This window comes from Chryseobacterium sp. Tr-659 (assembly GCF_011752975.1).
GTDB lineage: Bacteria > Bacteroidota > Bacteroidia > Flavobacteriales > Weeksellaceae > Chryseobacterium.
Window position 1 is genome coordinate 591,855 of the sequence record NZ_VWWP01000003.1, and the last position, 12,582, is coordinate 604,436.

Consider the following 12,582-nt stretch of genomic DNA (forward strand, 5'->3'; position numbering starts at 1 on the left):
CTATGAGAAAACTCCTGATTCTTGTTTTTGTATTCCAATTGCTGCTGATTCATTCTCAAGTAAAGAAAGATCTGGTAATTCCGAAAAACCCAAAGATAGGACTATCGCTAGCCGGTGGTGGTGCCAAAGGTTTTTCTCATGTAGGAGTACTTAAAGTGCTGGATTCATTAGGAGTAAAAGTAGATTATATTGCCGGAACCAGTATGGGAGCTATCGTTGGAGGGCTTTATGCTTCCGGATATTCAGGAAAGGAAATTGAAAAAATCGTAATGGATACGGATTTCTATTCACTTATTATGGATCCTAAATCCAGACAGGAAGCCAGTTTTTTCAATAAATCCGTAGACAAATATCTTTTATCTATTCCTTTAAAAAACGGAAAAATCACACTTCCTTCTTCAATCAGTACGGGCCAGAGAAACGTATATCTTCTTAAAGAGCTTTTTAAAAATGTTTCCAATATTGAAGATTTTTCCAAGCTCCCTATTCCTTTTCTATGTGTTGCCACCAATCTCGAAAGCGGGAATATGCAGATCTTTGAAAAGGGAGATCTTGTACAATCCATCATGGCAAGTTCCGCATTTCCTTCTTTAATGGATCCTGTAAAAATTGGTGATAGTATTTATATAGATGGTGCAATGACCGTAAATTATCCATCAAAGCCATTAAAGGATAAAGGAATCGATATCGTAATCGGTGTGGACCTTAACCAGGATCTTTCAAAAAGAGAGGATTTAAACAATATTATATCTATTCTCAACCAGGTCATTGATTTTGGTATTAAAAAAGATACCCGAAAACAGTATAAATACACAGATATCAATATCAAACCCAACCTAAAGGGAATGTCTGCAACAAGCTATGATGATAAGAAGAAAATCCTTGACAGCGGCTATGCTGAAGGAATGAAATATTCCCAGGTATTGGATCAGCTTCCCAAACGACCGTTTGACCGTCTCAGACAACGCATAAATCCAATATATTCCAACGTTTATAAGATAGATAGTATTTCCATAGAAGGAGGCAAAATTTACGGTAAAAATTATACCCTGGGGAAAATGGGACTGCGTCTCCCCTCTTTACAGACCTACGGCAGCATCAACAAAATGGTTGATAAATTGGTTGCCACTAATAATTACAAATTTATCAACTACGATATCGTTCAGGAAAATGATGCCAATTATTTGAAACTGTATGTTACCGAAGATGATGCCAGACATTTCTTAAAATTCGGACTGCATTACGATGAAGTTTTCAAAACCGGCCTTCTTTTGAATTATTCTGCAAAAAGACTCTTATTCAAAAATTCAAATCTTTCTGTAGATGTTGTTGTAGGAGACAGACTCAGATATTATCTGAATTATTTTATTGATAACGGATATATTCCAGGATTTGGTATTTATTCCTCAGGAATGAATTTTGACATTAAAAATGTAGACAACAATGTCATTGATAAATGGGAATGGGCAAGAAATGAGGCTTATTTACAGTCCACTTGGAAAGATAAATTTGCCATCGGAGGTGGTATTAGCCATGATTACTTTAAAGCTGAAATTAATGGTGACAACCGTCGTTACGGGCGTTTTCTGAATCCTTATCTATTTATTAAAACCGACACTCAGGATGATAAGGAATTCCCGACAAAAGGTATATATTTCTCTGCTGAAGGAAAGGTAATAGATCTGTTGAAATCAGAGGTTGATAAAAGAATCATTCAGGTAAAAGCCGATTTAAAGATCAATGTTCCACTGGGAAAACAATTCACATATCGTCTTAATCTATTTGGCGGTATTACTATTGGTGATCATCTTCCCCAATATTATCAATACAGATTAGGTGGAATATTTGAGCAAAATATTCTTAATTTTAAAAGTTTCGGTGGCTTTTATTTTGCACAGCTTTATACGAATAACGTTATATTAGCTTCAAATGATATTCAGTTTAAATTCAATAAAAACTATTTTATCAGCGGAAACTTCAGCTTTGCGAACCTTTCCAATGATATTAAATTTGAAGATGCAGTTAAAGTAAATTATAGCTCATTAGGACTTACGGCGGGTTATAAATCTCCTTTCGGGCAGATTAAAGTAAACTTTAGCCACTCACTTAAAAACAATCAAAAAGGTATATTCAGTGTTATTTTAGGACACTGGTTTTAAAAAAATGATACAGTTCTTTTATGAAAACTTACCAGAATCGGTAAGTACAGATTACAAAAAATGGCTGGAAGATCTTATTCTTTCAGAAGGAAAAAAACTAGGAGAAATCAATTACATTTTCTGTGATGATGAATATCTGCTTAAAGTTAATCAGGATTATTTGCAGCATGATTATTATACAGATATCATCACTTTTGATTATGTAAAAGGCAAGACAATAAGCGGTGAGATTTTCGTATCTTTGCAGCGCATTTCTGACAACGCCTCTACCCTTTCCCGAGATTATGAAGAAGAATTAAGAAGGGTTTTAGCCCACGGAATTTTACATCTTGCAGGCTACAAAGACAAGACGGAAGAGGAAGAAAAAGAGATGCGGAGAATGGAAGATCTGTACTTAGCTAAATATAGGGATTTAAAGAATTAATATTTAACAATCACTTAAAGTCCGATATCTAAAGTACTCAATTCTAGCAATAATACAAGTTTATCTAGAGCGCATTCTCCAAAAATGTTTCACGTGAAACATTGGTTAAAAAGATAAAGTTTAAAGCTTAAAACAAGCGAGATAAAAATGATTTCAGAAATATATGATGTGATCGTAGTGGGTGCCGGACATGCAGGTTGTGAAGCCGCAGCTGCCGCCGCAAACCTGGGTTCGAAAACACTATTGGTTACAATGAATATGCAGACCATCGGACAGATGAGCTGCAACCCGGCAATGGGTGGAATCGCAAAAGGACAAATCGTAAGAGAGATTGATGCAATGGGAGGATATTCCGGAATTGTAGCAGACAAATCTGCCATCCAATTCAAAATGCTGAATCTTTCAAAAGGTCCTGCAATGTGGTCTCCAAGAACCCAAAATGACAGAATGCTTTTTGCTGAAGAATGGCGCTTAGCATTAGAGAATACTCCCAATCTTGATTTCTTTCAGGATATGGTGAAACAACTGATTGTTGAAAATAATAAAGTAACCGGAGTGGTTACTTCTTTAGGAATTGAGATCAAAGCAAAATCTGTAGTTCTTACCAACGGAACTTTCCTGAATGGATTGATCCATGTTGGAGATAAACAATTAGGCGGAGGAAGAATGGGCGAACCAAGAGCATTTGGAATTACAGAACAATTGGTCACTTTAGGTTTCGAAGCAGGAAGAATGAAAACCGGTACTCCACCAAGAGTAGACGGAAGAAGTCTGGATTACTCAAAAATGGAAGAACAAAAAGGAGATGAAAATCCTCAAAAGTTCAGCTATCTTGATACACCAAAACTTACAAAACAATTAAGCTGTCATATCGTATATACCAACGAAACGGTACACGATATTTTGAGAGAAGGATTTGACAGAAGCCCAATGTTTAATGGTACCATTCAAAGCTTAGGTCCAAGATACTGCCCAAGTATTGAAGATAAAATCAACCGTTTTGCAGAAAGAAACAGACATCAGCTTTTCGTAGAACCGGAAGGATGGAAAACTGTTGAAATCTATGTAAACGGATTCAGTTCTTCCCTTCCTGAAGATGTTCAGATCAAAGCAATGAAACATATTCCGGGATTTGAAAATGTAAAAGTTTTCCGTCCGGGTTATGCAATTGAATACGACTACTTCCCTCCTACCCAGTTAAAGCATACGTTGGAAACGAAAATAATTGACAATTTATATTTCGCCGGGCAGATCAATGGAACAACAGGATATGAGGAAGCAGCCGGACAAGGTTTAATTGCTGGTATCAACGCACACAACAAAGTACACGAAAAAGATGAATTTATACTGAACAGAGATGAAGCTTATATCGGAGTACTTATTGATGACCTGATCACAAAAGGAACTGAAGAACCTTACAGAATGTTCACTTCACGTGCCGAATACAGACTTTTACTTAGACAGGACAACGCAGATATCAGACTTACAGAGAAAGCTTTCCAACTTGGATTAGCAAAAGAAGATAGATTGAAACGCGTAGAAGCTAAAATAGCTGAAAGTCAATCACTTGAAGAATTTCTTCGAGAAACTTCTTTAAAGCCTGGAATTATCAATCCTGTTCTTTCATCTATTGAAAGCAGCCCGGTTGATCAGGCGTACAGAGCAGCTCAAATCCTTACCAGACCTAATATGACCTTAGAAAAACTTGATGAAATTGATTTCATTAAAGAAGTTTCTACAAAATATAATGAAGAAGTAAGAGAACAGGCCGAAATCAATATTAAATATAGAGGCTATATAGAGAAAGAAAAAGAAAATGTAGCGAAGTTAAATCGTCTGGAGAATATTAAAATCCCGGAAGACTTCGATTATACAAAGCTTTCCAGCCTTTCTGCAGAAGCAAAACAGAAAATGTCTAACGTAAGGCCAAAGACTATTGCACAAGCAGGAAGAATAAGTGGTGTTTCTCCGGCCGATATAAATGTTTTACTAGTATATTTAGGACGTTAAAAAAATAAATGTTTCACGTGAAACATTTAAAAATTTAAAATAAAAATTAAGGTATTTATAAGCATAAAACGCTTCTGAATATCTTAATTTTTTAAATACAATAAGATATCGATTTCAATGAAAATAAAAGATCATTTTCTATCCCAGGAAATATTTGAAATTAAAGAGACAGAAACCAAAGGGGTTTTTAAAACCTCTCCTATTCCTTCCAATATTTCCAAATATTATGAAAGTGAAGATTATATTTCTCACCACCAGGATTCCGGAAGTCTGAAAGAAAAATTATATAAATTTCTACAGTCCTTCAATCTGCAATACAAAAAAAATATTTTAGTAGACAGGATTAAAAAAGGATCCAAAGTTCTTGATTATGGATGCGGCGCAGGAGAATTTGTAAAATATATAGAAAACGATTTTGAAACTTTCGGTTTTGAGCCTGATGCCGATGCCAGAAAAACTGTGTTGGGAAAAATAACAAAAGCCACCATTCTGGATAATATCCAAAAAATTGAAGATAATTCTTTGGATGCAATTACATTATGGCATGTCTTTGAACATGTAGAAAATCAAAATGAAATGCTTCAGATATTTCATACGAAATTAAAAGAAAAAGGACTTCTTGTTATAGCAGTTCCCAACCCTACTTCATATGATGCAAAACATTATAAAGAATATTGGGCAGCTTATGACGTCCCGAGACACATCTATCATTTTTCGAAAAATGGAATGGAAAATCTCATTTCCAAAAAACCAGATTGGAAAATGAGAAAAATCAAACCGTTAGTTCTAGATTCTTATTACATCTCTATGCTAAGCGAAAAATACAAAAAATCACCACTTTTTTGGCTAAAAGCAGTAGTCTACGGAACAATTTCCAACGTAAAGGCACTTTTTTCTAACGAATTTTCAAGTTTGATATACATTATCGAAAAAAGATAGATAATCGATTTTTAAGCCGTTTATGAAGGTCGATTTTTACCATTTTGAACAAAAAAATATTAAAGCTCAGGGAAATTTACCCCCTGAGCTTTTCTTTTTTCATTGCATTAATTTTTAACCACTGTCACTTCTATAAAAAACTTACACTGAAAATCATTATACTTTAATCTTAGTTTTAAAAAGTACCTCCCCTATCCATTTCTCAATTGAAAAAAAAAAATTATTTTTCTTCTTTCATTCATTTCAAATTTTCTTTGAATCTTTTACAGCAACTTTTACAAAAAATGGCTTTTAAAACAAAAATTTGAATTTTAGAAGTCAAATTCCTTCAAAAACAACCTTAATTACGCTTGGAAATAAATAAAGATATAAATCTATACAAAAAGGATAGTTACTTGATTTATGAAGCAATTATAGAAGTCAATTTTCAGAGAGTTTTCTGAAAAATAAAAAATTAGCTTCTCGTTCAAAAATTTAATAAACATTAATTGAGGTAACTCCCCCTCCTCCACTCACCTTCTATAAATCAATTATAAATTTTAAAAATTTATTTAATCAGATCATTTTTATATTTAAGAGACATTAGTGACAAATAAAAATTTTACTTATGAAAAATAAAATTTATAAAAATGATATGGAAATTTAAAATCTGAAAAAATCCTTTTGCGATTACTCTTGAAGAAAATCTACAAAAAAGATAGATCTAAGACATATTTAACGAAAATTAGTGAATAATTCAATTTTTTCAAAATAAACAAAAATAACAAAAACAGTTTAATAATTGTAAATCAGTAAAATACAAAGTCTTCACAAAAGTATGAAATAAATTATATGATAAAAACGCAAATATCGAACTAAAAAATTACGTAAAACGCTCTTGAATGTAAAAAAACACAATTCGCAATTGCGCTTAAAGTAAAAAATAAGCTAAAAGAAATTTGAAATGAAAATTAGATTCATAACACTAAAAAACAAAGCCAGCCTAAACAAGAAATTTTCATCAGAACAACTCTTAAATTTATATCATCTACCTTCCTACTAAAGAAAAGATGTTGATGAAAAGAACCCATAAATCTCATAAGATTCAAGAGATCGACTGCAAACAAAATAGTCATTTAACACATAATTAAATAGAAGTAAAAATGTATAAAATCTCAGAATTTAAAAACAAAACATTAAACATATATTCACTTGAAAATATAAGTATCTGAAATAGAATCTAACTTATTTGAATATAACTTTTAGTTATATCAAAAATTATAAGAAAACTCCGATTAATAAAGGATTCTAAGAGAATTTTAAAAACAAAAAAAGCCTGCTAATAGAATTAGCAGACTTGTAATATTTGAATTTTATTTCCTTTTAATTATTGATAGCAGCTACACCAGGTAACTCAAGCCCTTCAAGACTTTCAAGCATTGCTCCTCCTCCGGTAGAAACATAACTAACCTGATCAGCATATCCAAACTGTTTAACAAAAGCCACACTATCACCTCCTCCTACTAAAGAGAAAGCTCCCAATCTCGTTGCTTCAGCAATGCTTTCTCCTAAGGCAATAGTTCCTCCGGCAAAATGTGACATTTCGAAAACCCCGATTGGCCCGTTCCAAAGAATGGTTCTTGAATTTAACAATACATCATTAAACTGATCTCTTGACTTATGTCCAGCATCTAACCCCATCCATCCTTCAGGAATAGCATAGATATCTGCTTCTTTTCTTTCCACATCGTTACTAAAGCTTTCAGCGATAATTGCATCAGATGGAAGATATACTTTTACTTTATGTTCTTTGGCTTTACCTAAAATCTCTAAAGCCAATGGTAACTTATCTTCTTCAACCAAAGAGTTTCCGATTTTTCCACCAAGTGCTTTAATAAATGTAAACGCCATACCCCCGCCAATGATTAAATTATCAACAGCCGGAAGAATATTTTCTATAATGGTAATTTTAGTTGAAACCTTGGAGCCTCCCAGAATTGCCGTAACTGGTTTTTCACCACTTTTCAATACTTTATCGATTGCCTGAAGCTCTTTCGCCATAAGTAAACCGAAATATTTAGTTGATGGAAAATATTGAGCGATCACAGCAGTAGAAGCGTGAGCTCTGTGAGCCGTCCCGAATGCATCGTTTACAAAGGCATCACCTAATTTTGCCAGTTTCTCTGCAAAACCTTCATCCCCTTTTTCTTCTTCATTATGAAAACGAACATTCTCCAATAATAAGATCTCACCCGGCTTAAGCTCAGAAGCAGCTTTTTCAGCTTTTTCTCCTATACATTCATCAACGAACTTCACTTCCTGTCCAAGAACATTCGAAACTTCACCCAGAATATGTTTAAGAGAAAATTCATCCTTAACTTCTCCCTTAGGTCTTCCAAGGTGAGTCATTAAAATAACAGAACCTCCATCATTAAGAATTTTTTCCACGGTTGGTTTCACAGCAACAATTCTGGTATTGTCCGTCACTTTCAGCTGATCATCCTGCGGAACATTGAAATCCACTCTTACCAGAGCCTTCTTGTCTTTAAAATTGAAATCATTGATTGTTTTCATATGTAGATTTATTTTTATTTTCTGAGGAAATTCCTAAACATGCCAGCCCAATCAGTTCAGGTTTTCTTCAAACCCTGGCAAAAGCAATTTCATTAATTTCTCTGAATTTTCGTTTTCACAAATGTAAGGTTTTAAACTTTTTCAACAGATTCATTGAAATAAAAGTTTTCAAAAACTTTCCCCGAACCCAATCACCCATTAATCAACAATTTTTTCTCTTTTAAAAAAAAGAATAATGTAGTTGTTGTTGAGTGTTGTTAGTTTCGGGGATAAGTTTTAAGATAATAATTGATAACATTCAACTTTTATTGAACTCATATTTAACTCACAATACAAATGCTTGTAAACCTGCTATTTCACATACTTATTAACAGATGTTGATAACTTTGAAAGAAAGCAGATATTAGTTATTTTATTATGGAAAAAGCTGGGGATAGCTGAAGAAAACATCTGGAAAGTTGTGGTAAAAATTTCCGGAAAGGTTTTCTATTACGAAATAAATTGAAGTTTAAAAATAGAAAGTTGAGAAAAGTTTTCCACAGTTATTCACATTGCTTTTCACAATTAACTCCCGGTTTACTAACACGAATTGTTATTATTCTTACCTTTGTAAGGAAATAAAATCTAAAAAAGCTTAATACAGGTATTATGAAAAGAAAAATTGCTATCGCAGCAGACCATGCAGGCTATGAATATAAGGAGATTGTTAAAAACTACCTTTCAGAACAGTTTGAGGTTCAGGATTTTGGCACGTTTTCCACAAACAGTGTGGATTATCCGGACTTTGTACACCCTGCAGCAACGTCTGTGGAAAACGGGGAAAATGAGCTGGGAATTCTAATCTGCGGAAGCGGAAACGGAGTTCAGATCACAGCAAACAAACATCAGAAGATCAGATGCGCACTTTGCTGGATGCCGGAGATTGCAACACTGGCAAGACAGCATAATGATGCCAATATGATCTCCATGCCAGCAAGGTTTATATCAAAGGAATTGGCGATTGAAATTGTAGATAAATTTCTTTCAACAGAGTTCGAAGGTGGAAGACACCAGAACAGGGTTGATAAAATTGCAGTTTGCTAAATATACTAAGGCTTGTAATCGATTACAAGCCTTATTTATTTTTTATTTGTACATTTGCAGTGTTCAATAGAAATTATACTCTGTTATTCTCTAAAGCCTTTCTTATATTTGATCCCTATTTAATAAAAGGTTTTTCTCTTTTCTTCTCCAGAATTGTATTAAATTTATACAAAACTAAAGTTCCCGTTATTAAGTAGATTTAGAAAAATGAGATTAAATTAAACATTAAGGTTTGATGAAAATAAGAATATCTTCAGTATTGCTTTTTGCGGCTTTTTATTTCCAGGCTCAGGAGATGATAGTGAAAGATTCGTTAAAAAAATGCAGAAAAGAGTTCAGTGAAAAGATCTGTCTTTCTGATGAGGATAAAGACGGAACTTTATTATATCTTGATAAATGCCCTAAAGAAGCAGGGCCTGAAGAAAACCAGGGATGCCCATGGCCGGATACAGATAAGGATGGTGTGATTGATAAAGATGATGCTTGCCCCACAGTAACCGGACCCCCGGAAAATAATGGCTGCCCATGGCCAGATTATGATGGGGACGGTATTTTGGATAAGGATGATAAATGTCCTACTGTACCCGGTGTTGCTGAAAATGATGGTTGTAAGCCGGCAATAAGTCATCCATACTATTCAGATAAGGATTTAGAAAAGATACAGGAAGATTTTTTAGCCCACAATAAGAATATAAATTATCATATACTCGCTGATTATATTTTTAGAAAGATAGACAGGAAAAGTATTAAAAGCAAGATCGTATCTGTTGTAATTTTAAAAATGCATTATCCTGGTTGTGGACTTGACAGACAAGATTATTCTGCTATTAATCTGGAGAGTGTATTGCTATTTAAATCATTTTGGGATGAGAGAAATTTTAAGAAATTTGTTAATATATTTCCTGACAAATTAATAGTTCCGATCATGATCCCGAAAGAATATGAAAATGAAGTAAATAACGAATTGTTTAATTTCAAGAGTGTACCAAAAATAACAATTAATAAAAGAAGTGTTTTTAATGCAAAAGGAAATTTTGCAAATGGAACAGATTCTGATAGTATAATATCTCCTACCAATGATGCAATTTATTTGACATTGGATATCAAGGAAAATAGAATTGTAGTTTCTTTAAATAAAGAAAAGCTTTTTCTGGAAATGGAAAAATCAAAAATTAAAGAGATTTCAGAATCAGATTATTACCAATAATAAAAAAATTAAAATGCCAAAAAAAAGAAAATATATAAGTCATAAAAATGATTTAAAACTGATGGAGATCGGAAGACTGATTCTCCGTTTTATGAATGCAAATTCATCAAAAATTTATAATTATAAGCAGATCGCTGATGGTATAGATTACAAAAATCCAAGACAAAGAGAACTTGTAATCCAGGCACTGCATAAACTTCAGGGCTCCGAGAAAATCAAAGAAGTGGAGCGTGGAAAATATATAGTGAACCTGAAAATCGCAGGAACGCTAACCGGAATTATTGACTTTAACCAGAGCGGGAATGCTTACGTAAATGTGGAAGGATTAGAAGATGATGTCTTCGTTCATTCCAAAAATGTGAAAGATGCTCTGCAGGGAGATAAGGTTCTTATTATAACTTATCATTATAAAGGAAAGAAACTTGAAGGCTCCGTTTTGGAGGTTTTGGAACGTACCAGAACTGAATTTGTAGGAACATTTCAGAAGGTTGCCCATAAAGATTTTGGGTTCGTTGTTTGTGATAAAAAATCAATCAATACAGATATCTTTATTCCCAAAGGAAAGTTCAACGATGCTGAAGACGGAGATAAAGTTATTGTAAAGATGACTGAATGGAAACCGGGAGATAAAAATCCTGAAGGAGAAATCATTCAGGTTCTTGGAGCTCCGGGAGAACATGAAACGGAGATCCACTCTATTCTTGCAGAATATGGTCTTCCATATGAGTTTCCACAGGAAGTTGAAGTTGATGCAGATAAAATAGACAGAAGTATTACAGATGAAGAAGTAGCAAAACGCTGGGACATGCGTAATATATGCACATTCACCATTGATCCTAAGGATGCTAAGGACTTTGATGATGCATTATCAATAAGAAAGCTGGAAAACGGAAACTGGGAAATTGGGGTCCATATCGCAGATGTATCCCATTATGTGGTTCCGGGAACTATTCTGGATGATGAAGCATATCAGAGAGCTACTTCTGTATATCTTGTTGACAGGGTTGTACCCATGCTGCCGGAAGTATTGAGTAATGATGTCTGCTCCCTACGTCCGAACGAAGATAAATATACCTTTTCAGCGGTTTTTGAACTGAATGATCAGGCTGAAATACAGAAGCAGTGGTTCGGAAGAACAGTAATCCATTCAGACAGAAGGTTTACTTATGAAGAAGCTCAGGAGCGTATTGAAACGGGTGAAGGAGATCTTGTTGAAGAGATCAATACTTTGGACAAACTGGCAAAGATTATGCGTCATGAACGTATCAGAAAAGGAGCCATTACATTTGACAGAAGCGAAGTAAGATTCAATCTGGATGAAAACAATGAGCCGGTAGGGGTTTATTTCAAAATAAGTAAAGATTCCAACCACCTGATTGAAGAGTTTATGCTTCTGGCTAATAAAAAAGTATCTGAATTTGTTTCTTTATCAAGAAAAGGAGAGATCACAAACAATACATTTATTTACAGGGTTCATGATGATCCGGATCCTGCAAAATTAGAGTCATTGAGAGATTTTGTTGCTACTTTCGGATATAAAATGGATCTGGCCAATACAAAAAAAGTGGCTGCATCTTTGAATAAGCTTCTTCATGATGTAAAAGGAAAAGGAGAAGAAAATATGATTGAAACACTGGCAATGCGAAGTATGAGCAAGGCAGTATATTCTACGGAACCTATCGGACACTACGGTCTGGGATTCGAATACTATTCCCACTTCACCTCTCCTATCCGCCGTTATCCGGATTTACTCGCACACCGTCTTCTTCAGCATTATCTGGATGGAGGAAAATCTCCGAACAGAGCAGAGCTTGAAGAAAAGGCAAAACACTGCAGTGCTATGGAAAGACTGGCAGCAGATGCGGAAAGAGATTCTATTAAGTTCATGCAGGTGAAATTCATGGAGAAACATCTGGGAGAAACTTTCAAAGGAGTTATTTCCGGAGTAGCAGAATTTGGTTTCTGGGTTGAAATTCCTGAAAACGGTGCAGAAGGACTTATCAAATTAAGAGATCTTGTGGATGATTCTTATATGTATGATGCAAAAACCCATGCTGTGTATGGAATAAGACACGGAAACAAATATCAGCTGGGAGATGAAGTTCAGATCAAAGTAGTAAAAGCCAATTTGATTCAGAAACAACTTGATTTCAAGATTGTGGAATAATCAGTCTTGTCTTTAAGAATTTATAAGAAATGCAAAGGGA

General features: G+C 34.2%; 7 protein-coding genes and 1 pseudogene. 7 read left to right on the forward strand and 1 reads right to left on the reverse strand.

Annotated elements, in window-relative coordinates; all coding sequences use genetic code 11:
* Positions 1-2: 2 nt before the first annotated feature.
* From F3J23_RS10300 to F3J23_RS10315, 4 genes are all read left to right on the forward strand, one after another.
* On the forward strand, positions 3-2,159 hold the full coding sequence (locus F3J23_RS10300) for a patatin-like phospholipase family protein (protein WP_167027945.1): 2,157 nt from the start codon (positions 3-5) through the stop codon (positions 2,157-2,159).
* 4 nt (positions 2,160-2,163) lie between these two features.
* Positions 2,164-2,583, forward strand: a complete 420-nt coding sequence (ybeY, locus tag F3J23_RS10305) for an rRNA maturation RNase YbeY (protein WP_167027948.1) — start codon at positions 2,164-2,166, stop codon at positions 2,581-2,583.
* A 147-nt stretch (positions 2,584-2,730) separates the two neighbouring features.
* Complete coding sequence (gene mnmG, locus F3J23_RS10310; RefSeq protein WP_167027950.1) at positions 2,731-4,593, forward strand: tRNA uridine-5-carboxymethylaminomethyl(34) synthesis enzyme MnmG; 1,863 nt, start codon at positions 2,731-2,733, stop codon at positions 4,591-4,593.
* Positions 4,594-4,710: 117 nt separating this feature from the next.
* Positions 4,711-5,532, forward strand: a complete 822-nt coding sequence (locus F3J23_RS10315; protein WP_167027951.1) for a class I SAM-dependent methyltransferase — start codon at positions 4,711-4,713, stop codon at positions 5,530-5,532.
* Positions 5,533-6,894: 1,362 nt separating this feature from the next.
* On the opposite strand, the gene F3J23_RS10320 is transcribed toward F3J23_RS10315, so the two are convergent.
* Positions 6,895-8,085, reverse strand: coding sequence for a phosphoglycerate kinase (locus tag F3J23_RS10320; protein WP_167027953.1), 1,191 nt, complete (start codon positions 8,083-8,085; stop codon positions 6,895-6,897).
* A gap of 648 nt (positions 8,086-8,733) precedes the next feature.
* On the opposite strand from F3J23_RS10320, the gene rpiB reads away from it, so the two are divergent.
* The 3 genes and pseudogenes from rpiB (at position 8,734) to rnr (ending at position 12,542) form a co-directional block, all read left to right on the forward strand.
* Complete coding sequence (rpiB, locus tag F3J23_RS10325) at positions 8,734-9,168, forward strand: ribose 5-phosphate isomerase B (protein WP_167027954.1); 435 nt, start codon at positions 8,734-8,736, stop codon at positions 9,166-9,168.
* A gap of 358 nt (positions 9,169-9,526) precedes the next feature.
* Positions 9,527-9,778, forward strand: a pseudogene (locus F3J23_RS10330) (thrombospondin type 3 repeat-containing protein); the annotation flags it as partial.
* Between the two features lie 610 nt (positions 9,779-10,388).
* Positions 10,389-12,542 carry a ribonuclease R gene (gene rnr, locus F3J23_RS10335; protein ID WP_167027956.1) on the forward strand — a complete coding sequence of 718 codons (2,154 nt, stop codon included), beginning with the start codon at positions 10,389-10,391 and terminating at the stop codon, positions 12,540-12,542.
* The last annotated feature ends 40 nt before the right edge of the window (positions 12,543-12,582 follow it).